Genomic DNA, 24,517 nt, shown 5'->3' on the forward strand with positions numbered 1-24,517 from the left:
AAACTGCCTGTCTTATTTTTTCGCGAGTAGCGAGAAATAATCCAGAAAGAAAGAAGGGAGCATCTGATATGGAGCAGAAAGAAAACAAAGTGCTGCCAAAGAAAAAAGTCCCAAATGTGGAATTGAAAAATGCAGAAAACAAAAATGCAGAATTACAAAATACAGAATCAAAAATAGAAAAAACAGAAAACAAAGAACGGAAAAAAGATGAATCGAAAAAGGAACAGTTAGACGAACAAGAACTGATCAGGGAATCCGGGCAGATTTCCTTATCTGACAGCCGATGGCATCAGAAGATTCATTTATTATCGGTGATTGGTGAGATTGAAGGTCATGAATGTCTTTCTTCCAATACCAAGACAACGAAATATGAGCATGTACTGCCGAAGCTTGCAGAAATAGAAGATTCTGATCAGGTGGATGGTGTTCTTGTGCTTTTGAATACAGTAGGCGGTGATGTGGAATCCGGACTTGCCATTGCAGAAATGCTATCTTCCTTAAGTAAACCGACAGTGTCCCTTGTCTTAGGCGGAAGTCATTCCATTGGTGTGCCGCTGGCGGTTTCAACGGACTATTCTTTTATTGTGCCATCGGGAACCATGGTCATCCATCCGGTGCGTATGAGCGGGACAGTAATCGGAGCACCGCCAACTTATGATTATTTCCAGCAGATGCAGAATCGGATTATTCATTTTATAGCATCTCACAGCAGAGCGGATGAAAAAAGATTAGAGCAGCTCATGATGAATACCGCCATGCTGACAAAGGATCTTGGAACCATTCTTGTAGGAGCGGATGCAGTAAAAGAAGGACTGATTGACGAAGTGGGGGGAATCGACCAGGCACTTCATAAATTGCATGAGATTATACGAGAACAGAAAAACGAATGCCTGTAATGACAAACGCATCAAAATATGGTATACTAATGCACAGTGTTGATAATTTTATACAAGTAACTGTAGTGAGAGATACCAAGGAGGCAGCTATGTCATTATTACAGTCTGTTTTATTAGGTCTGATACAGGGATTAACCGAATTTCTGCCGGTAAGCAGTTCCGGTCATCTGGCAATATTTAAACAGTTTTTTCAAATAGAAACCGGCGGAATGTTTTTTGATATTCTGCTTCACATCGGAACGCTGATTGCCGTATTTATTGTATATTATAAGGATATATTCCGCATGATTAAAGAAGGCTTTGCCATTATTGGTGATTCTTTTGTAAATGTGGCAACCTTTTTTAAACGTGTGATAACAAAAGAAGATTTACCATACCGTAAAATCGTGCATAATAGTTACCGGAAATTTGTGATGCTTGTCATTGTTTCCACGATTCCAACCGGAATTATTGGAATTGCAGCGAAAGATCTGGTGTCTGCGGCAGAGCAGATTTTACTGGTTCCTGGAATCTGCCTGATTATTACGGCAGTGCTTTTATTTATTGCAGACCGGATTCCGGATGGCGGCAAGACACCAAAGCAGGTAACTTATACCAATGCATTTTTAATCGGTATCAGTCAGGGAATCGCAACCATGCCAGGCTTATCGCGGTCAGGAACCACAATCACAGCATGTCTTTCTACCGGAATGACCCGCAAATTTGCGGTAAAATATTCTTTTATCATGTCTATTCCGGCAATACTTGGAGCACTGGTAGTAGAGATTAAGGATGTTGAATTTGCAGCATTACAGTCTGCAGATATTTTAAATTACATAGTTGGAACGCTGGTGGCAGCGGTAGTCGGTTATATCTGCATTAAGACCATGCTGGTAGTAGTGCGCAAAAAGAAATTCACGATATTTTCCATCTACTGTCTCATAATGGGACTGGTATCAATTGGAGGATATTTTTATATGTAAACGGGAGATTGAAATGGCAACTGGAACTAGAAAAAAGACAACTCAGAAGAAGAAAACAATGGGAACAACAGCATCAAAGGCAAGAAAACAGCGGGAACAGCAGGAATCCTTCCGGAATGAAGTGATTCTTTGGATTGCACTGGCAGTCTGTATTGTTTTGCTGCTTGCTAATTTTGGAATCGGCGGAAAAATCGGAAGCGGAGTCAGTTCCTTTTTCTTTGGAATATTTGGATTAATGGCATATGTATTCCCAATCTGTTTCTTTTTAGCAGTGGTGTTCGCAGTGTCTAACCGGGAAAATAAAGTAGCAGCAGTCAAAATTGTAGCGGCGGTATTATTTGTATCCTTTTTATGCCTGTTTGTGCAGATGGTAACAGACAGCAGCAAGGAAGCCGGAGCAATATCTGCGTTCCAATATGGCTTTGACAATAAAGCCGGTGGCGGTATTATCGGCGGATTATTAGAACAGCTTCTGTGTCCGAATTTTGGTGTGCCGGGTACTTATGTCATTGATATTATTGTTTTGATAATATCGCTGGTGCTGATTACAGAACGCTCTATTATGAAGGGCATGCAAAAAGGCGGAAAAGTCATTTACGATTCAGCAAAGGATGATGCAATCCGTCGTATGGATGCTGCAAAGGAACGCCGGGAAGAGCGGGAGAAAGAAAGAGAAAAAGAGCAGGCAAGACGACGGATGGAAAAGAAGGTAAGCGGTGTGGCATTGGATACCAAATTACCATCCCCGGATAAAAAGAAAGTCAAATCAGATGATATTAATGAAATTACTTTGAGTGATATCGAAGATATGCCGGTGGTACAGGAAGAAAATAAAGTTGTGCTTACGGCAACCAACGGCAGCCAGAAAATGGAACAGCCGGTAATTCATACGATGAATGAGCCGGTGGCAACGATACACAGAGCAGAGGTAAAACCGGTAGAACCGATCATTCAGCCTGCATCTGAACCTGCGTTTGAGCCGGAACCAATTGCAGAGAAAAAGGCAGAAAGCAATCTGCCAAAAGAACCGGCGCATCCTGTAATGGAAGAAGAAAAGCCAAGGAAGAATAAGAAGCAGGACAAGATGGAAATCGAAGATGAAGTGGCGGCTGTAGAAGAATCTATCGTAAAACAGGAAAATTCCGGTGGCAGATATGTATTCCCTCCGGTGAATTTACTGAAAAAGGGAAATGCCGGTGCATCCGGTGATACCAGAGATTATCTGAATCAGACAGCAGCAAAATTAAAAGAGACCTTAAAGAATTTTGGAATTAATATTACAATTACGGCTATCAACTGCGGACCAGCAGTAACGAGATATGAATTCCAGCCGGAAATGGGTGTAAAGGTTAGCAAGATTGTAAACTTATCTGATGATATTAAGATGAATCTTGCAGCGGCAGATATCCGGATTGAAGCACCGATTCCGGGCAAAGCAGCCATTGGTATCGAGGTGCCGAATAAAGAAAGTATTCCGGTTATGTTCCGTGATCTAGTAGAGTCAGAGGAATTTCATGCCAATAAATCACCGATTGCTTTTGCAGCCGGAAAAGATATTGCCGGAAAGGTCATGATTGCAGACATTGCAAAGATGCCGCATCTATTGATTGCAGGAGCTACCGGTTCCGGTAAATCTGTCTGTATCAATACAATTATTATGAGTATTTTGTACCGGGCAGATCCGGAGGATGTAAAGCTTATCATGATTGACCCGAAGGTGGTTGAGTTAAGTGTATACAATGGAATCCCACATCTGTTCATTCCGGTTGTTACAGATCCGAAGAAGGCGGCAGGTGCATTGCACTGGGCGGTAGCTGAAATGACAGACCGTTATCAGAAATTTGCAGAATACGGTGTCCGTGATCTGAAGGGCTATAACCAGAAAATAGAAGGAATCAAAGATATTGATGACCCGGATAAGCCAAAGAAGATGCCGCAGATTGTAATTATTGTGGACGAGCTGGCGGATTTGATGATGGTTGCACCGGGGGATGTGGAAGATGCTATCTGCCGGTTGGCGCAGCTTGCAAGAGCCGCAGGAATCCATCTTGTCATTGCAACACAGCGTCCTTCCGTAAATGTCATTACCGGACTGATTAAAGCAAATATGCCATCCCGAATCGCATTTTCTGTAACGTCCGGTGTGGATTCAAGAACCATTCTTGATATGAACGGTGCGGAAAAGCTTTTAGGAAAAGGCGATATGCTTTATTATCCGCAGGGCTTACAGAAACCGCTTCGTGTACAGGGTGCGTTTGTATCCGATAAAGAGGTATCAGATGTGGTTGAATTCTTAAAGGAACACAATGAGGGGGAAGGCTACAGCAGTGATATTGAAGAGCGGATGAACAATATTTCTGTATCCGCAAGCACTGGTGCTGATGCGGCATCTGGTGATGGAAATGACAGAGATGCTTATTTCTTGGATGCTGCAAAGCTTTTGATTGATAAAGATAAAGGTTCCATTGGAATGATTCAGCGTTATTTTAAAGTTGGTTTTAACCGGGCGGCAAGAATTATGGATCAGCTGGAAGAAGCTGGTGTAGTAGGACCGGATGAAGGGACCAAGCCGCGACAGGTGTTAATGTCTCCGGAACAGCTGGAAGCATTTATTGAAGAGGGTAATTAAGAAAGATTTATAGAATACAATCCATGAGGAGGAAATGAAGATGAAGTCAGATATTGAAATTGCACAGGAAGCAGAACTGGTACATATTAAGGAAGTGGCTGAGAAGCTCGGAATAAACGAGGATGAGCTGGAATTTTACGGAAAATACAAAGCAAAGATTTCCGATGAATTATGGGAGTCTGTAAAAGACAGGGAAGATGGCAAACTGGTTCTTGTAACAGCTATTAACCCGACACCTGCCGGCGAAGGAAAGACCACAACAAGTATCGGACTTGGTGAGGCGATGGCTTTACTTGGTAAAAAAGCGGTACTTGCACTTCGTGAGCCGTCTTTAGGACCGTGCTTTGGAATCAAAGGTGGAGCTGCAGGTGGTGGATATGCGCAGGTAGTTCCGATGGAAGATTTAAATCTGCATTTTACCGGAGATTTCCATGCAATCACATCCGCAAATAACCTGTTGGCAGCATTATTAGATAATCATATCCAGCAGGGCAACCAGCTTGGAATTGACCCACGTCAGGTAGTATGGAAACGTTGTATGGATATGAATGACCGTGCACTTAGAAATATTGTAATCGGTCTTGGAAGCAAGATGGATGGTATGGTACGTGAAGACCATTTCATCATTACAGTGGCATCTGAAATTATGGCTGTTTTATGTCTGGCGGACAATATGGAAGATTTGAAACGCCGTCTGGGCAGAATCATAGTTGCCTATTCCTTTGACGGAAATCCGATTACGGCAGATGATTTACATGCAACCGGTTCTATGGCAGCACTCTTAAAAGATGCCATCAAACCAAATCTGATTCAGACATTAGAGCACAATCCGGCCATTGTTCATGGTGGACCATTTGCAAATATTGCTCATGGATGCAACAGTGTCCGTGCTACAAAGACAGCTTTAAAATTAGGTGATATTGCAATTACAGAGGCCGGTTTTGGTGCTGACCTTGGTGCTGAGAAATTCTTTGATATCAAGTGCCGTAAGGCTGGACTTAAACCGGACGCAGTGGTACTGGTAGCAACCATCCGTGCATTAAAATATAACGGTGGGGTTCCAAAGGCAGACCTTGCAAAGGATGATTTGGAAAGCTTAAAGAAGGGAATTGTAAACTTAGAGAAACATATCGAGAACCTTCAAAAATTTGGTGTACCGGTAGTAGTTACCTTAAACTCATTTGTAACCGATACCAAAGAAGAAATTGCATTTGTAGAGAACTTCTGTAAGGAAAGAAACTGTGAATTCGCATTATCTGAAGTATGGGAAAAAGGTGGCGAAGGCGGAATCGAACTTGCAAAGAAAGTACTGGATACTTTAGAGCATAAAGAGGCACATTTCAAACCTCTGTATGAGGATGAGATGTCTCTTATGGATAAGATTAAGACGATTGCAACTGAGATTTATGGAGCAGATGATGTAACTTACAGTAAGGCTGCATTAAAAGAATTAAAACATATTGAAGAAATGGGAATGGGCAATTTCCCTGTATGTATGGCAAAGACCCAGTATTCTCTTTCTGATGATGCATCAAAACTTGGCAGACCGACTGGCTTTACCGTAAATGTCCGTGAAGTATATGTATCTGCCGGAGCAGGCTTTGTAGTAGCTATTACCGGCTCTATTATGACCATGCCTGGACTTCCGAAAGTACCGGCTGCAAATAATATTGATGTAACTAATGACGGCGTAATTACAGGATTATTTTAGGAGGTATCATGGCATTATTAATTGATGGAAAAAGAATTTCTGCTGAAATAAAAGATGAATTAAAAGAAGAAGTAGCACAGTTAAAGGAACAGGGAATCACAGGAGCACTTGCTGTAATCCAGGTGGGAAATGACCCTGCATCCAGTGTATATGTCAGAAACAAAAAGCGTGCCTGCGAATATATTGGGATAGATTCTCTTTCTTATGAGCTTCCGGAAGAGACTTCCCAGGATGAATTACTGGCTTTAATCGATAAATTGAATAAAGAAGAACATGTAAAAGGCATTTTGGTACAGCTTCCATTGCCAGAGGGCATTGATGAGGATGCGGTAATCCGTGCCATTTCTCCGAAGAAGGATGTAGATGGTTTCCATCCGGAAAATGTCGGCGCATTGATGATTGGACAGAAAGGATATATTTCCTGCACACCTGCCGGAATCATCCAGCTTCTGAAGCGTTCTGACATTGATATTGAGGGAAAACACTGTGTTATCGTTGGAAGAAGCAATATTGTTGGAAAACCGATGGCAATCTTAATGCTGCGTGAGAATGCAACTGTTACAGTAACGCATTCAAAAACCCGTAATTTAAAGGAAATCTGTAAAGAGGCAGATATTCTGATTGTTGCAATTGGGAAAAAAGAATTTATTGATGCATCCTATGTAAAAGATGGTGCAGTTGTCATTGATGTAGGAATTCATCGTGATGAGAACAATAAACTTTCCGGTGATGTAAAATTTGATGAAGTAGAGCAGCTTTGTAGTGCGATTACACCGGTTCCGGGTGGAGTCGGACCAATGACCATTGCAATGTTAATGAACAATTGTGTGGAAGCTATGAGACATGAATAGGAGAAGGCTATGAAGTGTGCAAATTGTGGAGCAGAAATAAAATTAGGCTGTGTGTACTGTTCTGTATGTGGAAAAGAAGCACAGATTGTTCCGGATTATAATGTGGAAGAGGATATTTTAAAAGAATTATTAGAAGAAGACGATAAACCGAATAAGAATACCTCTTCCAACGGAAAGAAGAAAAAATCATTGAAAAACAGCCAGAAGAAAAAGAAAGAGGCAGAACAGAAAAAGAAACAGAAAAGACTTCTGATTACAGTATCAGTTCTGATTGCTATTGCAATCATTGGTGTTATCATTGTGCTTCTGGTGCAGAACAGCCATAAGAAATCTTTTGATTATCAGTATCAGAAGGGAATCAGTTACACGGAAGAGAAGAATTATACCAAGGCATTGACCTATTTTGAACAGGCTGAGAAATTGCAGCCGGATAATGTGGATGTATTACTCCGGATGGCTGATTTGTACCGTCTCCGAAAAGATGAAACATCAGAAGAAGCGTATTTGTTACAGATACTTACCCTTGATAAGAACAATGAAGAAGCGTATCAGATGCTGATTGCCTTATATGATAAGCAAAAGGAATATGATAAACTACAGGATTTATATGAACAATCAGACTCTGATAAAATAAAAGCGCTGTTTGATAATTATGAAGTAAAGGCTCCGGAGTTTTCGGAAGAAGCCGGGGAATACAATGATACGATAGAAATCGAACTGATGGCAGACTCAGACTGTACTATTTATTATACGTTAAACGGTGATTCTCCGATTGAAAAGGGAATGGAATATACAGAACCGATTTCTTTAGAGGATGAGAAAGAATATACCATCAAAGCAGTAGCAAAGGACGCAAGAGGCTTTTATAGTGAGATTGCAGAAGCAGATTATGAAATTACTTTTGAAGCTCCAGATTCTGCTAATGTAACACCTGCTGCCGGAACATATTATGATGCGCAGAGCATCAGTATACAGGTTCCCGCCGGTTCCACTGCTTACTATACCTGGGATGGCTCAACACCAACACAGGATTCTGATGTATACAGTGAACCACTTGAAATGCCACAGGGCAATAATGTGTTGTCTGTTCTTGTGGTAGATGACCATGGACTGGCAAGCCCGGTGATAAGATATAATTACATTTATCTCCCGGAATAAGCTATGGCGGATGAACAAAGAATGTGTCTTGACACATTCTTGCGCCTGCGGCGGTCGCTTGCGACATCTACCTTATACGCCGCAGTGCGCATCCTCGCGGAGCTTTTAAAATTAGTCTTCTTTTACAAATTCAATGACACCCTTGTCAAGTCTGGATACTCTTGCTAAAGAATAAACATCGATGCCCTGTTCCTCTAATTTTTCACGACCAGGCTGAAATGCTTTTTCGATTAAGACACTGACACCTGCGATGGTGGCATGTGCTTTACGGATTAGGCGGATAGCACCGGTAGCAGCTTCGCCGTTGGCAAGGAAATCATCCACGATAAGAATGTGGTCATTTTCGCTGATGTATTTTGCGGAAATGGTTAATTCATAGCTGGTTCCTTTGGTATAAGAAGTTACAACAGTCTGATATAAATCATGATTTAAAATTTTAGAAGGCTGTTTCTTTAAAATAACAAGTGGAACGCCTAATGCTTCTGCAGCCATAAGAGCCGGAGCAATACCGGAGCTTTCGATGGTAGCAATACGTGTGATACCTTTTCCTTTATAATGTTCTGCAATATCTTTGCCCATTTTCTTCATTAATTCAGGATCCACCTGATGATTAATAAAGCTGTCAACCTTTAAAATGTTTTCGCTTTCTGCGATTCCTTCTGCAAGAATTTTGTCTTCTAATAATTTCATTTTGTTACTCCTTTGATTGTATTATATTTAAGCAGAAATCTGCTGTTTATTCATTGTTGTCTGAATAGTAAGCGGCATAAATCTTTTCTAAGATATGTTCTTCATAATCCTCCGGCAGACCGGCAAATTTAGCATGAAGAAGTGCGGCAATTTTGTCGGAACGGATAAAGTAACGCTGCTCCATGGAAGGCTCGCTGTCAGCACCACTGACATGATCGATTTCTTCTGCAGTATAGTTTGAAGAGAACCATTCCATAATTTCGCTGGTGCGTCTGCTTTCCATATCTGCATCCGCAGACATCTGGTTGATTTTACGGAAATGTGTAATTCCGATTCCAAGAAAAATAACAAACAGAACAGACATTACAACAATCATAATAACACGCATATAATCAGCCATTGGTAATTTGATGATGTCCAGAGCAAAAAGAATGACAAAAATCAGACCGGCAATTCCAACTCCAAGGAATGTATAAGCGGTAGAACGATTATCTTCCAGCTGGGCATCTTTCTCCTTGTATACCATGTTATGTACCTGACCTTTCGTTATAATAATACTATTATAAGTGATTTCATCCGACGATACAATAACCTTGTCTGTATTTCTGAAATAAGGTATACTGCAAGTATGAAGATAACAATATTATGCGTAGGAAAAATCAAAGAAAAATATTTCAGGGATGCCATTGCCGAGTACGAAAAAAGACTGGGCAGATACTGTAAGCTTGAAATTGTGGAAGTGGCAGATGAGAAAACACCGGATGGAGCATCCGAGGCAGAGGAACAGCAGATTCGTCGTAAAGAGGGGGAACGTCTTTTAAAATATTTAGAGGGAAAGAACTGCTACGTCATTGCCCTTGCAATCAACGGAAAAATGCTGGATTCTGTTGCTTTATCGGAAAAAGTCAGTGACTTGATGGTAAAGGGCAACAGCCATATCGTTCTTGTGATCGGAGGCTCCCTTGGAATTGCGGATGAAGTATTAAAACGTGCAGATGAAAAAATAAGCTTTTCGAAGATGACATTTCCGCACCAGCTGATGCGTGTTATTTTATTGGAGCAGTTATACCGGAGCTATCGGATTATCAATCATGAACCGTATCACAAATAAGCAACCGTATCATAAATAGAAGAAACGGATAAAAGGAGGAGATTTTATGAGGATGTACGACCTCATTTTAAAGAAAAAGGAAGGAGCTGCTTTAAGCAAAGAAGAAATCCAGTGGATGATAAATGCATTTACAACCGGTGAAATTCCGGATTATCAGATGTCAGCCATGCTGATGGCAATCTGTTTTCAGGGAATGAATCACGATGAGACACTGGCATTAACACTTGCTATGCGGGATAGCGGAGATGTGCTTGATTTATCCGGTATTAAAGGCGTAAAGGTGGATAAACACAGCACCGGTGGTGTAGGAGATAAGACCTCCCTGATTCTGACACCAATCATTGCTGCACTGGGTGTTCCGGTAGCAAAAATGTCCGGAAGAGGATTGGGTCATACCGGCGGAACCATTGATAAGTTAGAATGCTTTGAAGGATTCAGCACTTCCATATCAGAAGAAGCCTTTTTAAAGCAGGTATCAGAGGTTGGCGTTGCAATTGCGGGACAGACTGCTAATCTTGCACCAGCAGATAAGAAGCTGTATGCACTCCGGGATGTCACTGCTACGGTAGCGGAGAAATCCTTAATTGCCAGCAGCATTATGAGTAAGAAATTAGCCAGCGGGTCGGATGCCATTGTCCTTGACGTAAAGACCGGAAACGGTGCATTCATGCAGACTGTGGAAAAGGCAGAGGAACTTGCCCGGATTATGGTGGCCATCGGAAATAGTGCAGGAAAGAAAACTTATGCGGTTATTACAGATATGTCACAGCCTCTTGGCAATACAGTAGGCAATATTGTGGAAGTGCAGGAAGCCATTGAAGCATTGAATGGAAAAGGGCCAAAGGATCTGATGGATGTTGTCTATGCATTAGGGTATCTTATGTTAAAGGCTGCCGGTGTAGCAGAAGATGAAAACGAAGCAAGAACAAGGATGGAGAAAGTCATTGCAAGCGGAAAAGCACTGGATAAATTTGCAGACTTTGTAGAAGCACAGGGTGGCAGAAAGGAACAGGTTTATCATCCGCAGTTATTGGCAAAAGCAGCAATTACAGAGACCATCACCGCACCGGAAGATGGATATGTAGAAGCTTTAAATGCTATGGCAATTGGAACTGCCTGCATGAGCCTTGGCGGCGGCAGAGAGACAAAGGAGAGTCAGATTGATTTAACTGCCGGTATCCGCCTCAAGAAAAAAATAGGAGACAGCGTAAAAAAAGGAGAATGTCTGGCCGAATTATATGGTAATGATGCAGCAAAATGCAACGATGCAAAGGAACTGGTTCAAAATGCATTTCTTTTCAGTAAAGAGCCACTGGATGCACCGGAAACAGTTTTAAAATATATTACCGCATAGAAAAGAAAAAAACTCATATAGTTATATATGAGGAAAAACAATAAGAAAGAGTTAAAAAAAGATTTTAAAAATCATATGGTGGAATCCTTAGAACTGCCGAAAGACTTAGTCTACCGGGCAGCAATTGTAACCGTTATGGGTAACAGGGAACTGCTGTTGGAAAATTATAAGGGAATCTTAGAATACGAGAAAGAATATATCAGGATTCAGGCGAAAAGCTGCCGGATTCTTGTTCGTGGGAAAAATCTCAACATTTCCTATTATACGAATGAAGAGATGAAAATAACAGGAATCATCCAAAGTATTGAGTATGAATAGAGGTTTTCTATGACAACACTTTCCCTGCTTAAATATATAGGCGGTTACCTTGAGGTAGTCTTAAGTGGTTATGCCCCGGAACGATTTTTAAATCTGTGTGGCAATCACAATATTTTAATCTGGAATCTTCGAAAAGAGGAAGATGTTTATCGCTTTTTTATCAGCATTCGTGCATTTTGGAGTATCCGTCCGTTCGTAAGCAAGACCGGATGCAGGATTCGGATTCTGCGCAAAATAGGATTTCCGTTCTGGATGAACCGTTACCGGAAACGAAAATGCTTCCTGATGGGAGTAATTCTCGCAGCTGGTCTGGTGTGGTTTTTATCACGATTTCTCTGGAATGTGGAGGTAGATGGTAATTCATCTGTTACGACAGAAACCGTTTTAACATTTCTTGATGAGGAGGATAGTGGTTACGGAGACCGGATTCGTACAATTGACTGCGAACAGTTAGAACGGGATCTGCGGGCACAGTTTCCGGAAATCATCTGGGCATCGGTACAGATTTACGGAACGAAAATGACGGTATTAATCAAGGAAAATCTGGTACAGCAGGAAGCAATGGAAGAATTGCCGTATGAAGCTTCAGACCTGATAGCAGAAGAGGATGCGACAGTGGAATCAATTATTACAAGAAATGGAACGCCACTAGTAAAGAACGGCGATGCAGTAAAGGCAGGAGATATATTAGTAAGTGGTAGGATTGATTTGACCAATGACAGTGGGGAACGGTATGCCTATGAATATTGCAATGCAGATGCGGATATATATCTACTGACGGAATATCCCTACCATGATAAATTTTCCCTTGCCCACGAAGAAAAAAGAATGACCGGTGCAGAAAAGAAACGGTATTCCATTGATTTCTTTGGAAAAATAATAACACTTCCGGCATTAAGCGGTGAATTTGAATGTGCAGACAAAACCACGGATTATAAGCAGCTTTGCCTCCATGGGGACTTTTATCTGCCACTTGGAATCTATTCTAGTACTTTAAAAGAGTATCGGACAGAACAGGAAATTTATACGAAAGAGCAGGCAGAAGCGGTTGCTACAGAAAATTTTAATATTTATTTGTCACATTTAGCAGAAAAAAATATTCAAATTTTAGAAAAAAATGTTATTATAGATATGGACGATAAAAACTGTATCATGGAAGGAATCATCAAAGTGCGCACAAAAGCTGCTTTAAGGCACGAAACGGAACAGCTTACAGCACCTGATACAGAAGACACAGAGGAAGGGCTAGTATTAAATGAGCTTGAATGAAACAAGAATTGATATACCGGCAGAGCATGTTTCCAATATTTTCGGACAATTTGACCATAATATAAAATTGATTGAACGGACCTTAAATGTTACGGTAGTGCCCCGCAATGAAGGAATCAAAGTCATTGGAGATACCGCAAATGTAGAGGGTGCATGCAAGGTGTTTGCAGAACTTTTACAACTGGCAGAGAGAGGAAACATGATTGATGAGCAGAAGGTTGCATATACACTTTCTCTTTTGGGAGAACATAAAGAAGGCTCGTTGGTAGAAATCGATAAGGACTGCATCTGCCATACGATAAACGGCAAACCGGTGAAACCAAAGACTTTAGGCCAGAAGGCTTATGTGGATGCCATCCGTAAGCAGATGATTGTATTTGGAATCGGGCCTGCCGGAACCGGAAAGACTTATCTTGCCATGGCAATGGCAATTACTGCATTTAAGAATGAAGAAGTAAATCGTATTATTTTAACCCGTCCTGCAATTGAAGCCGGTGAGAAATTAGGATTTCTTCCGGGAGATTTACAGAGCAAGGTAGATCCGTATCTTCGCCCGCTGTATGATGCACTGTATCAGATTATGGGAGCAGAAAGCTTTCAGCGGAATATGGAAAAGGGGCTTATTGAGGTCGCACCATTGGCTTATATGAGAGGTCGTACCTTAGATAATGCATTTATTATCTTGGATGAGGCACAGAATACTACACCGGCACAGATGAAGATGTTTTTAACACGTATTGGATTTGGCTCCAAGGTTGTGGTGACCGGAGATGCTACCCAGAAGGATCTGGCTCCGGGAACGAAGTCGGGACTGGATGTGGCATTACGTGTACTTCGCAATGTAGATGAGATATCCGTCTGCAAATTGACCAGCGCTGATGTAGTAAGACATCCTTTGGTACAGAAGATTGTAAAAGCCTATGACGATTATGAATCAAAAGCAAATAAAAGAACGAAAAGAGTAACGAAAAATGAAGGAAGATAGATTTTCACCCAAAAGAATGATTCGTATGCTGGGAATCCTTATTTCCGTTGCGATTTATTCTGTTTTTCTGGCAATAATCTGCAAGTTTACCATAGACCGTGTACTGGTGCTTGTTTTTATAAATGCTTTATATCTGCCATTGCTGATTGCAGTGATTGAAATGGAACGTATCAGAGGGCATCTGAACCGGAATGAAAAAAGTGATTTTCATCAGCTGTTTCTTTGCTTTCTTGCAGCAGCAGCCTGTTATGTGGGTTTCTTTTTTATGCCGGCATATATGGCACCGGTCATGATTCCGGTCATGATTCTTTCCTGTGGCGGAAATGAGCTGATTGGTATTTTAGGCGGAATTTATTTTAATACACTGCTTTGCATGTGTTCCAGCGGCAGTTTTTATGAATATGCGGCATATACTATGCTGACGGTACTTTCCGGAATTCTGCTTATGGTAATCAGCCAGAAAAAATATAAAATTTATGGATGCATCATGACCGTTGCATTGTCGTTTGCTGTTCCGAGTATCTTCTATTACATCAGCAGCTTTGAAATCAATTATCATCAGTACTTATCCGCAGGATGCAGCATGATACTGACTGCAGTTTTTTCGTACTTTTTTGCAGACAGGCTGTATTATTATACGAAGCATGAAAAAGAACGTACTTTAGCTGAAATTATTGCAGAAAATTTTCCACTGGTACAGGAGATTAAAAACTATTCGGAAATTGATTATGCACATGCCCGTAAAGTTTCGAGTGTGGCAGAAGAATGTGCAAAGGAGCTTGGGGCAGATGATAAAACGGTAGCTGCGGCAGGATTTTACTACCGGATTGGCAAGCTGGAGGGAGAACCGTTTGTAGAAAATGGAGTTCGTCTTGCTGAGATTAACTGTTTCCCGAAAAACGTGGTTAAGATTCTAAGTGAATACAATGGTGAATTAAATGCTATTAGTTCCATAGAGTCCGCAATCGTACATATTGTGGACAGTATTGTTACCAAATTTGAACTTTTGGACAAGGAAACCGTGAAGAACAGCTGGAATCATGATATTATTATTTATCAGACATTAAACGAAAAATCGGCTGCCGGATTATATGATGAAGCGAATCTTGGCATGAACCAGTTTATTAAAATCAGAGAGTTTTTAACGAAAGGAGCGGATTTATTTTGAGCCTTGCGATAGAGAAAGAAGCGGAGGTTACCTTCGATTTTGATTATGAAACACTTGCAAAAGATGTAATATCGTTTACAATGGAACATGAGCATTTTCCTTTTGAAGCAGAAATCAGCCTTACGCTGACAGATAACGAAGGTATCTGGAAGGTTAATAAAGAGTTCCGGGAGATAGACCGCCCGACGGACGTTTTATCCTTTCCAATGTTAGAATATGATGTACCGGGAGATTTTTCCCAGATAGAGAATCAGACGGAGGATTGCTTTAATCCGGATACAGGGGAAATTCTGCTGGGGGATATTATTATTTCTGTGGACAAGGTCAGGGAACAGGCAGAGGAATATGGTCACAGCATGCAAAGAGAATTTGCATTTCTGATTGTACATAGTATGTTGCATCTGTTTGGTTACGACCACATGGAAGAACAGGAAGCTGCAGTGATGGAAGGAAAGCAGCGCGAGATTTTAGAATGCTTAAATATTTTAAGATAAAAATGGAGGAACATCATGAAAAAGAGATTAAGTATTGTTTTATGCATGACACTGATGGCAACCAGTCTTTTAGCTGGATGTAAGAAAAAAGAGGAAGCTCCGGAACCGACAGAAACCGTTTCTGAAGCAGAGGAAACCGAAACCGAAACCGGCAAAGATGGTATGGCAAGAAGTTACCTGACCGGTGAATGGATTGATGCAGATTTAGCAAAGAAGAAACCGGTTGCAATCATGATTGGAAATACCAATGATGCATTGCCACAGTATGGGCTGTCGCAGGCAGACGTACTTTACGAAGCTCCTGCTGAAGGCGGAATTACCCGTCTGATGCCAATTTTCCAGGATTACTCCGGATTAGACAAGATTGGTTCTGTAAGAAGCTGTCGTCACTACTATGCATATTATGCAATGGAATTTGATGCAATTTATGTTCATTACGGACAGGCAATTTACGCAACTGAGCTGTTAGAGAGTGGCAAAGTTGAGGACTTAAACGGTTTAGAGGGTGCCATTGATTCTGCTACTTTCTATCGTGACAAGTCAAGAAAGGCTCCACACAATGCATTTGTAAGCACAGATGGTATTGATGCCGGAATTGAATTAAAAGGTTATGATACCGAGCTGCCTTCCGATTATGAAGGACATTATCAGTTTAATGAAGATGATGAAAAAGAAATTGAACTTACAGACGGAGCAGATGCAGCAGTGGTTCAGCCGGGATATTATGTAAACAATCCTTGGTTTGTATATAACAGTGAAGATGGTTTATACTATCGTTTCCAGTATAAAAAAGAGCATATGGATGAAAATACAGGCACACAGCTTGCTTTTAAGAACATTCTGCTTCAGTACTGCGATTATACCAAGTTAGATGATGCACATGGTTATCTGGATGTTGAGAGCACCGGTGAAGGAACAGGAAAATATATTACTAACGGTAAAGTAATTGATGTGACATGGAAGAAAGCAAGCGAAAACGAGCCAACCAGATACTATGACGCTTCCGGAAATGAAATCACATTAAACCAGGGTAAAACCATGGTATGTGTATTGTTAAATGATATGGAGAAGAAATTAAATATCTATGCAACAGAAGATGAGTTTACACCACCTTCCGCAAAATAATTATTTCAAAAATTACTTGAGGTAAATTTATGAGTTCAGGAAAAAAGAGTGACTCCAACTTTTTAGTACAGGGTTCCATTCTTGCAATTGCCTCTATAGTCAGCAGGATAATCGGTCTGCTCTATCGTATCCCGATGACCAATATCATTGGAGATACCGGTAACAGTTATTACAGTGCAGCCTTTGAAATTTATAATATCCTGCTGATTATTTCTGCATACAGCCTGCCATTGGCGGTATCCAAGCTGGTATCTGCCCGTGTCTCGAAGGGGCAAAGAAAAAATGCATATCGAATTGTAAAAGGGGCCCTGCTTTTAGCAACCGGTACCGGACTTACTGCAAGTTTGATTCTTTTCTTTGGTGCGTCATTCTTCACAAACATGCTGAATACGCCCCTTAGTATTTTTGCATTGAAGGTTCTGGCACCGACGATACTGGTAGTTGCTGTATTAGGAGTCTTACGTGGATTTTTCCAGGGACTTGGTACCATGATGCCGAGTGCCATTTCACAGATTATCGAACAGATTGTCAATGCGATTGTCAGTATTGCAGCTGCCTATATCCTCTATGGATATGGGGCAAGAATCGGAGCAGTGCTTGGAAATAAGGAAAAGTATGGCTCTGCTTACGGTGCTGCAGGTGGAACACTGGGTACCAATATGGGAGCAGTGTTTGCACTTTTATTCCTTGGAATGTTGTTTCTGGCATACAAACGTATTTTTAAACGACAGATGCGCCGGGATACCAGCAGCAAAACAGAATCCTATCAGAATGTCTTTCGTGTACTGATTATGACCATTGTTCCGGTACTTTTAAGTACCACAATTTATAATATCAGTGCAATTTTAGATCAGGGTATCTATAAGAACGTAGCGGAACTACAGGGCTATAAGCCGGATGATATTGATGTCTGGTGGGGAATCTTTTCCGGAAAATATAAGACCATTATCAATATTCCGATTTCCATTGCTTCTGCGATGGCGGCTTCCTGTGTACCAAATCTTACCGGTGCGTATGCGAGAAAGGACAGAGAGTCCGTACGAAGCCAGATTAATATTGCAATCCGCTTTATTATGGTGATTGCATTCCCTTGTACCATTGGAATTGCAGTGCTGTCAGGACCGATATTAAAGCTGCTTCATCTTTATGGCAGTACAGGAACTACCGCAGCAACCATGTTGACAACGGGAGCAGTGGCAATTTTATTCTATTCCCTTTCTACATTATCCAATGGATTGTTACAAGGAATTAACCGGATGAGAGAGCCTGTTAAAAATGCGGCTATCGCATTGGGACTGCATCTGATTGCACTATTAGTGATGATGTTTGGTTTACATCTTGGTATTTATGCAGTGGTATATTCGAATGCTTTATTTGCATTCTTTATGTGCCTCTTTAACGCAATGTCTTTACGGAAATACAGTGGTTATCGTCAGGAAGTTGTGAAAACTTTCTTAATCCCGGTGGCAGCTTCTGCCATTATGGGTGTCGTAGTCTTTGGCGTTTACAAAGGAATTTTTGCTGTTATTAAGGTAAATGCCATTGCAGCTATACTTGCAATTGTAATCGGAGCTGTTGTATACGGTGCAATGCTTTTATTATTAAAAGGCTTAAGTGAGGAAGAATTAAAGAAATTCCCGAAGGGATACCTTTTCGTCCGTATTGCCAAGAAATTACATTTATTATAAAAATGCAATAAAAGGGCAAAACATAGAATTCTTGAAAAAATTGTATAAAAAGAAAAAACCTGCGCATACTGTTTGTGGTGATGAATATGAAAAACACAAAACGTATGCGCACTTTTTTCCTTGGAGCACTGGTATTATCTATCTCTGCATGGATTGGTGGAAGACAGTATTATCTGAAACTGAATGAAAAAGAACAGGAAAAAATAATAGAGATTCAGGAAGCTGAAACGGAGCAATTCGAGGATAGCGTAGAAAGTGCAAACATTCAGAATAAAAAAGCATTTGTTATCCGGGAAGAGGACGGGTACCTGAATGTCTATTTCGGCGAAGAGGATGCCTTATACATGTATACTGGAATTGCGTATCAGGGACTGCCGGAAGAATTGAAAAAAGAAATCAGCAATGGGAAAACCTTTGATACACTGGAAGATTTATACCGTTTCTTAGAAAGCTATTCCAGTTAAAAAGTTGATTGTTTCAGACTGTTATGATACAATCTAAAAGGCTGAATGGGTCTGATTGCATAGCAGTCCAAAAGAAATAGAGAGAAGAGTAAATAACTGGCATGAGTAAGCATACAGAACGCATAGGTGTCGTTGTAGTCGGTGGAGGTGCTGCCGGATTGGTGGCAGCCATTATGGCGGCACGAAACGGTGCAAAAGTTCTTATTTTAGAGCACAACGAAGTACCTGGTAAGAAGATTTTAGCAACCGGAAACGGTAAATGTAATTATACAAATAAAGTGCAGGGTGTGGACAAATATTACGGACAGAACCCTGCTTTTGTTGCACCTGTATTTGAGCAGTTTGGACTGGAAGAGACACTGCAGTTCTTTAAAGAACTTGGCATATATCCAAAGGAGCGTAACGGCGGATATTATCCTCAGAGCGAGCAGGCAACTGCAATCAGGGATGTGTTGCTGATGGAATTAAAGAAACAGAACGTTGGAGTGGTCTGTGGCTGTGGCATAAGAGGCATAGAAAAGACCGCAAAGGGCTTCACTTTTCATACCAAGGGCGGTGATTTTTATGCAACAAAATGCATAATGGCAACCGGTGGTAAGACCTTAAAGAAAAGTGGCAGTGACGGAAGCGGTTTCCTATATCTTGAAAGTCTGGGACATCATATCATAGATTTAGTACCGGGGCTTATCGGATTGAAGGGAAAACAGTCATTTTTTGCTGATATTGCAGGAATTCGTGCAGATGTAAAGGTCGATTTATACATAGAAAGCACGCATGTATGCAGCGAACAGGGAGAATTGCAGCTTACGAATTATGGAATATCCGGCATTCCGGTATTTCAGCTTTCAAGAGTTGCCGCAAGAGCGTTATCAGAACAGAAAAAAGTCTATGCGACACTTAATTTTGTGCCATTATGGGAGAAAGAACAGTGCTTAACCTATTTCAAGGAAAGATTTAAGAAAGCAGATGAAAAACGCATCGGGGAAGCCTTAATCGGCTTTTTCCCGGAAAAATTAATTCCGGTATTATTAGAAGAGTCACATATAAAAGCTGCAAAATATGCGAACCGGCTGCAGACAGAAGAATTAGAGAGATTTATAGATACGGTGCAGGGACTCCGGGTGGATATTACTGACTGGAATACCTTTGATACGGCACAGGTGACTGCCGGTGGCGTAGACACTGATGAAATAGATGCAGAAACCATGGAGTCAAAGCTTTGTCCGGGACTTTATTTTGCCGGAGAAATGGTGGATATTGACGGAATCTGCGGTGGTTATAATTTGCAATGGGCATGGAGCAGCGGCGCAGTAGCCGGGATACATGTGGCAAGGGAGTTATCATGATACGAGTAAATCAGTTAAAGCTTCCGATTGAACATTCGGAAGAGATGTTAAGAAGACAGATTATCAAAACACTTCATCTAAAAAATGAAAAGGATCTGATCCGTTATCAGATTCGAAAGCAATCCATTGATGCAAGAAGAAAAAATGAACTTTCCTTTGTATACACAGTGGATGTGGAATTGAAGCAGGAAAGTATGATTTTACATAAGAATAAAAATTCCAATATCAGTAAAGCAAAGGATATACATTATCATTTCCCGGATGCCGGAGAGAAACAGCTGTCCCACAGACCGGTTATTGTAGGAAGCGGTCCGGCAGGAATGTTCTGTGCCTATGAACTGGCAAAGCATGGCTATTGTCCAATTATTTTGGAGCGTGGAAGCAGTGTGGAAGAGAGGACTGCTGAAGTAGAACGGTTCTGGAAGGACGGCATCTTAAATCCAAAGACGAATGTACAGTTTGGCGAAGGCGGAGCAGGTACTTTTTCCGATGGGAAATTAAATACGCTGGTAAAAGATGTGGCAGGAAGAAACCGGGAAGTGTTAGATATCTTTGTGAAAATGGGCGCTCCGGAAGAAATTATATATATAAATAAGCCTCATATCGGAACTGATATTTTAAAAACAGTCGTAAAAAACATCCGGCTGGAAATTGAAAGAATGGGTGGAACTTACTGCTTTTTCAGCCAGCTTACAGACATTACGCTGAATGGGAAGAAAGATAAAGTAGAAGCCATCCGGATTAACGGAGAAAAGGAAGTAGCAACAGACGTTCTGGTGCTGGCAATCGGACATTCCGCCAGAGATACTTTCCCAATGTTACAGGAAGCGGGACTTATGATGGAAGCCAAAGCATTTGCGGTGGGATTTCGTGTAGAGCATCCGCAGGCGATGATTGATGCATGCCAGTATAACGGACATAAAAATGCCCTGCTGCCTGCTGCATCCTATAAGCTGACTGCAAATCTTGAGAATCACCGCGGGGTATATTCTTTCTGTATGTGTCCGGGGGGTTATGTAGTAAATGCTTCTTCGGAGGAAGGTATGCTGGCAGTCAATGGCATGAGCTATCATGCAAGAGCCGGGCAGAATGCCAACAGTGCCATTATCATATCGGTTCGACCGGATGACTTTGAAGGGAATGGACCGTTAGCTGGAATTGAGTTTCAGCGGAAATTGGAAAAAAATGCCTACCGCATTGGAAACGGAGCAATTCCGCAGCAGCTTTACGGAGATTTTAAAGAGAATCGCATATCCACAGGATATGGGGCTTTTGAAAGTACCACAAAGGGTGCACATATATTTGCAAATCTCAGGGAAATTTTTCCAAAAGAATTAGCAGCATCTTTTCAGGCTGGAATGGAGCTCTTTCCGAAATACATTCCGGACTATAACAGGGAGGATGCCATTTTATCCGGCGTGGAGAGCCGAACTTCCTCTCCGGTGCGGATTACAAGGGATGAATCCTTTGAAAGTAATATTGCAGGCATTTACCCTTGCGGAGAAGGTGCCGGTTATGCCGGCGGTATTATGTCAGCAGCCATGGACGGATTGAAAGTAGCGGAAGCAATTGCAGGAAAATATGCAAAACTTAAAATAGATTAAAACAACAGGTGTTTTGAAATAGAAAAGGAGATACAGAACATTGACGGAATATACACCAATGATGCAGCATTATTTAAAAACCCATGAAGAATACAAGGACTGTATTTTATTTTACCGTCTGGGTGATTTTTATGAAATGTTTTTTGATGATGCAAAGGTTGTATCAAAAGAATTAGAGCTTACCTTAACCGGAAAGAGCTGTGGTGCAGAGGAACGGGCACCCATGTGCGGAATCCCATATCATGCAGCAGAAACTTATCTGACCAGACTGGTGAAAAAAGGTTATAAGGTTGCTATCTGTGAGCAGGTGGAAGACCCGAAGCTTGCCAAGGGAATGGTAAAGCGTGAAGTAACAAGAGTTGTAACGCCGGGAACTACCTTAAATGCACAGGCACTGGATGAAACGAAAAATAATTATATCATGTGTATCGCATATATCGGTGACCATTATGGTATTTCTTCTGCAGATATTACCACCGGAGATTACTATGTGACAGAAGTGGATTCGGAACGGAAATTATTGGACGAAGTCAATAAATACCAGCCGACAGAAATCATCTGTAATGAAGCATTTTATATCAGCGGAATTGATATCGATGATATGAAAAACCGTATGGGAATCGTAATTTATTCTCTGGATGCATGGTATTTTTCTGATGAGACAGCACAGATGACTTTAAAGGATCATTTTAAAGTCAGGGATTTAGAAGGACTTGGTCTTGCAGATTATGACAGCGGCGTCGTTGCAGCCGGTGCATTATTAAAATACCTTTACGAGACACAGAAAACAACCCTTTCCAATCTGGTGGCAATTCATCCGTATACCACCGGAAAATTCATGATTATTGACAGTTCTACCAGACGAAACTTAGAGCTGGTTGAAACCCTCCGGGAAAAGCAAAAGCGTGGTTCTCTCCTTTGGGTATTGGATAAGACCAGGACAGCCATGGGAGCAAGAACCTTAAGAAGCTTTGTGGAACAGCCATTAATTGAGCGTACGGAAATAGAAGAGCGTTATGATGCCATTGACGAATTTAATACCAATGCCATCACAAGAGAAGAAATCCGGGAATATTTAAATCCGGTCTATGATCTGGAACGGTTGATTACCCGTGTTACTTATCAGACCGCAAATCCAAGGGATTTGATTGCATTTCGCAATTCCATACATATGCTGCCACCGATTAAGACACTGATGAGTGATTTTCAGTCACCACTTTTAAAACGTTTATATGAGCAGCTGGATACGTTGGATGAATTATACGAATTAATCGAACGTTCCATTGCGGAAGAACCGCCACTTACCCTTCATGACGGCGGCATCTTAAAAGAGGGCTATAACGAAGAGGTGGACCGCCTGCGGAAAGCAAAGACCGATGGAAAGAGCTGGCTTGCTGATTTGGAGGCAAAAGAGCGTGAGAAAACCGGAATCAAGAATCTGAAAATCAAATATAACAAAGTATTTGGCTATTATCTTGAAGTAACCAATTCCTTTAAAGACATGGTGCCGGAATATTTCACCAGAAAGCAGACTCTGGCAAATGCTGAGCGTTTTATCACACCGGAATTAAAAGAATTAGAGGATGTTATCCTAGGTGCGGAAGACAAGCTGATTGTCTTAGAATATGAACTGTTCCGGGAAGTCCGCCAGAAGGTGGCGGATGAAGTGGTCCGTATCCAGAAGACCGCCAAAGCAGTGGCACAGATTGATGTATTTGCATCTCTTGCAACGGTAGCGGAACAGAATAATTACTGCCGTCCGAAATTAAACGAAAAAGGTCTTATCGACATCAAAGACGGCAGACATCCGGTAGTAGAACGGATGATTCAGAATGAAATGTTTGTGGCAAATGATACTTATCTTGATAATGGCAGCAACCGTGTGTCCATTATTACCGGTCCGAATATGGCAGGAAAGTCTACCTATATGCGACAGAGTGCGTTGATTGTCCTGATGGCTCAAATCGGAAGCTTTGTTCCGGCAAAATCAGCCAAAATTGGAATTGTAGACCGTATTTTTACCAGAGTAGGGGCTTCTGATGACCTCGCCAGCGGACAGAGTACCTTTATGGTTGAAATGTCAGAAGTGGCAAACATATTACGGAATGCCACTTCCAACAGTCTTTTGATTTTAGATGAAATCGGACGTGGAACCAGTACCTTTGATGGATTGAGTATTGCCTGGGCAGTGGTAGAGCATATCAGTAATCCAAGGCTTCTTGGCGCAAAGACATTATTTGCAACCCATTATCATGAACTGACGGAGCTGGAAGGCAAATTAAACAGCGTAAATAACTACTGCATTGCAGTAAAAGAAAAGGGTGATGATATCGTTTTCCTGCGCAAGATTGTAAAAGGCGGAGCTGATAAGAGTTACGGTATCCAGGTAGCAAAGCTTGCGGGAGTGCCGGATAATGTCATTGAACGTGCCAAAGAAATTGTAGAAGAATTAAGTAATAATGATATTACGGAAATCGTTCAGAATATCAGTGCGGAGGGAAGCAGTAAACGCAGCAAACCGAAGTTAGACGAGGTGGATTTAGAACAGATATCACTGCTTGATACCATGGACAACGATACGATATTAAACGAATTAAAAGAACTGGATTTGGGTCAGATGACACCAATCGAAGCAATGAATAAGTTATACGAATTACAGAATAAAGTGAAAAACAGATGGTAAAGGAGGTGGAT

At 41.3% G+C, this 24,517-nt stretch carries 21 protein-coding genes; 19 read left to right on the forward strand and 2 right to left on the reverse strand.

The window, feature by feature from the left end:
- The first annotated feature begins 68 nt into the window (after nucleotides 1-68).
- The 6 genes from OCV43_RS05770 (at nucleotide 69) to OCV43_RS05795 (ending at nucleotide 8,207) form a co-directional block, all read left to right on the forward strand.
- Nucleotides 69-896 carry a ClpP family protease gene (locus OCV43_RS05770; RefSeq protein ID WP_262623621.1) on the forward strand — a complete coding sequence of 276 codons (828 nt, stop codon included), beginning with the start codon at nucleotides 69-71 and terminating at the stop codon, nucleotides 894-896.
- An 89-nt stretch (nucleotides 897-985) separates the two neighbouring features.
- Nucleotides 986-1,858: an undecaprenyl-diphosphate phosphatase gene (locus OCV43_RS05775; protein WP_262623622.1), complete on the forward strand. Its 873-nt coding sequence runs from the start codon at nucleotides 986-988 to the stop codon at nucleotides 1,856-1,858.
- 13 nt (nucleotides 1,859-1,871) lie between these two features.
- Nucleotides 1,872-4,487, forward strand: a complete 2,616-nt coding sequence (locus tag OCV43_RS05780; RefSeq protein WP_262623623.1) for a DNA translocase FtsK — start codon at nucleotides 1,872-1,874, stop codon at nucleotides 4,485-4,487.
- 40 nt (nucleotides 4,488-4,527) lie between these two features.
- Complete coding sequence (locus OCV43_RS05785) at nucleotides 4,528-6,198, forward strand: formate--tetrahydrofolate ligase (protein ID WP_262623624.1); 1,671 nt, start codon at nucleotides 4,528-4,530, stop codon at nucleotides 6,196-6,198.
- A gap of 8 nt (nucleotides 6,199-6,206) precedes the next feature.
- Entirely contained in the window at nucleotides 6,207-7,049 is an 843-nt protein-coding gene (folD, locus tag OCV43_RS05790) for a bifunctional methylenetetrahydrofolate dehydrogenase/methenyltetrahydrofolate cyclohydrolase FolD (RefSeq protein ID WP_117841038.1), read from the forward strand.
- Nucleotides 7,050-7,058: 9 nt separating this feature from the next.
- Nucleotides 7,059-8,207 (forward strand): chitobiase/beta-hexosaminidase C-terminal domain-containing protein, encoded by a 1,149-nt coding sequence (locus OCV43_RS05795; protein ID WP_262623625.1) that lies wholly within the window; start codon nucleotides 7,059-7,061, stop codon nucleotides 8,205-8,207.
- Nucleotides 8,208-8,318: 111 nt separating this feature from the next.
- On the opposite strand, the gene OCV43_RS05800 is transcribed toward OCV43_RS05795, so the two are convergent.
- Together OCV43_RS05800 and OCV43_RS05805 are read right to left on the reverse strand one after the other, a co-directional pair.
- A complete protein-coding gene (locus OCV43_RS05800; RefSeq protein ID WP_117698389.1) occupies nucleotides 8,319-8,897 on the reverse strand; it encodes a xanthine phosphoribosyltransferase in 579 nt (192 codons plus the stop codon).
- Nucleotides 8,898-8,943: 46 nt separating this feature from the next.
- On the reverse strand, nucleotides 8,944-9,423 hold the full coding sequence (locus OCV43_RS05805; protein WP_022243788.1) for a hypothetical protein: 480 nt from the start codon (nucleotides 9,421-9,423) through the stop codon (nucleotides 8,944-8,946).
- A 102-nt stretch (nucleotides 9,424-9,525) separates the two neighbouring features.
- Here OCV43_RS05805 and rlmH point away from each other — a divergent pair, with 102 nt between their 5' ends.
- From rlmH to mutS, 13 genes are all read left to right on the forward strand, one after another.
- A complete protein-coding gene (gene rlmH / locus OCV43_RS05810) occupies nucleotides 9,526-10,008 on the forward strand; it encodes a 23S rRNA (pseudouridine(1915)-N(3))-methyltransferase RlmH (protein ID WP_022243789.1) in 483 nt (160 codons plus the stop codon).
- 46 nt (nucleotides 10,009-10,054) lie between these two features.
- Nucleotides 10,055-11,362: a pyrimidine-nucleoside phosphorylase gene (locus OCV43_RS05815; RefSeq protein ID WP_262623626.1), complete on the forward strand. Its 1,308-nt coding sequence runs from the start codon at nucleotides 10,055-10,057 to the stop codon at nucleotides 11,360-11,362.
- A 27-nt stretch (nucleotides 11,363-11,389) separates the two neighbouring features.
- On the forward strand, nucleotides 11,390-11,680 hold the full coding sequence (locus OCV43_RS05820) for a YabP/YqfC family sporulation protein (protein WP_227700104.1): 291 nt from the start codon (nucleotides 11,390-11,392) through the stop codon (nucleotides 11,678-11,680).
- Between the two features lie 9 nt (nucleotides 11,681-11,689).
- Complete coding sequence (locus tag OCV43_RS05825; protein ID WP_227709522.1) at nucleotides 11,690-12,949, forward strand: sporulation protein YqfD; 1,260 nt, start codon at nucleotides 11,690-11,692, stop codon at nucleotides 12,947-12,949.
- Nucleotides 12,936-13,934, forward strand: coding sequence for a PhoH family protein (locus tag OCV43_RS05830; RefSeq protein ID WP_022243793.1), 999 nt, complete (start codon nucleotides 12,936-12,938; stop codon nucleotides 13,932-13,934). The genes OCV43_RS05825 and OCV43_RS05830 overlap by 14 nt, the downstream gene beginning before the upstream one ends.
- Nucleotides 13,921-15,102, forward strand: coding sequence for an HD domain-containing protein (locus OCV43_RS05835; RefSeq protein ID WP_022243794.1), 1,182 nt, complete (start codon nucleotides 13,921-13,923; stop codon nucleotides 15,100-15,102). The genes OCV43_RS05830 and OCV43_RS05835 overlap by 14 nt, the downstream gene beginning before the upstream one ends.
- The gene (gene ybeY, locus OCV43_RS05840) at nucleotides 15,099-15,596 is read left to right on the forward strand and encodes an rRNA maturation RNase YbeY (RefSeq protein WP_022243795.1); all 498 of its coding nucleotides are present in this window, start codon (nucleotides 15,099-15,101) and stop codon (nucleotides 15,594-15,596) included. Before OCV43_RS05835 ends, ybeY begins: the two co-directional genes overlap by 4 nt.
- 15 nt (nucleotides 15,597-15,611) lie before the next feature.
- Nucleotides 15,612-16,721: a DUF3048 domain-containing protein gene (locus tag OCV43_RS05845; protein WP_262623627.1), complete on the forward strand. Its 1,110-nt coding sequence runs from the start codon at nucleotides 15,612-15,614 to the stop codon at nucleotides 16,719-16,721.
- 29 nt (nucleotides 16,722-16,750) lie between these two features.
- Nucleotides 16,751-18,409 carry a putative polysaccharide biosynthesis protein gene (locus OCV43_RS05850; RefSeq protein ID WP_022243797.1) on the forward strand — a complete coding sequence of 553 codons (1,659 nt, stop codon included), beginning with the start codon at nucleotides 16,751-16,753 and terminating at the stop codon, nucleotides 18,407-18,409.
- Nucleotides 18,410-18,495: 86 nt separating this feature from the next.
- Nucleotides 18,496-18,873, forward strand: coding sequence for a hypothetical protein (locus tag OCV43_RS05855; protein ID WP_117841045.1), 378 nt, complete (start codon nucleotides 18,496-18,498; stop codon nucleotides 18,871-18,873).
- 101 nt (nucleotides 18,874-18,974) lie between these two features.
- A complete protein-coding gene (locus tag OCV43_RS05860) occupies nucleotides 18,975-20,219 on the forward strand; it encodes a BaiN/RdsA family NAD(P)/FAD-dependent oxidoreductase (RefSeq protein WP_262623628.1) in 1,245 nt (414 codons plus the stop codon).
- Complete coding sequence (locus OCV43_RS05865) at nucleotides 20,216-21,823, forward strand: NAD(P)/FAD-dependent oxidoreductase (RefSeq protein ID WP_262623629.1); 1,608 nt, start codon at nucleotides 20,216-20,218, stop codon at nucleotides 21,821-21,823. Before OCV43_RS05860 ends, OCV43_RS05865 begins: the two co-directional genes overlap by 4 nt.
- A gap of 58 nt (nucleotides 21,824-21,881) precedes the next feature.
- Nucleotides 21,882-24,506: a DNA mismatch repair protein MutS gene (mutS, locus tag OCV43_RS05870; protein WP_262623662.1), complete on the forward strand. Its 2,625-nt coding sequence runs from the start codon at nucleotides 21,882-21,884 to the stop codon at nucleotides 24,504-24,506.
- Nucleotides 24,507-24,517: the final 11 nt, after the last annotated feature.

This window comes from Roseburia amylophila (genome assembly GCF_025567465.1).
In the GTDB taxonomy this organism is placed as follows: Bacteria; Bacillota; Clostridia; order Lachnospirales; family Lachnospiraceae; genus Roseburia_C; species Roseburia_C amylophila.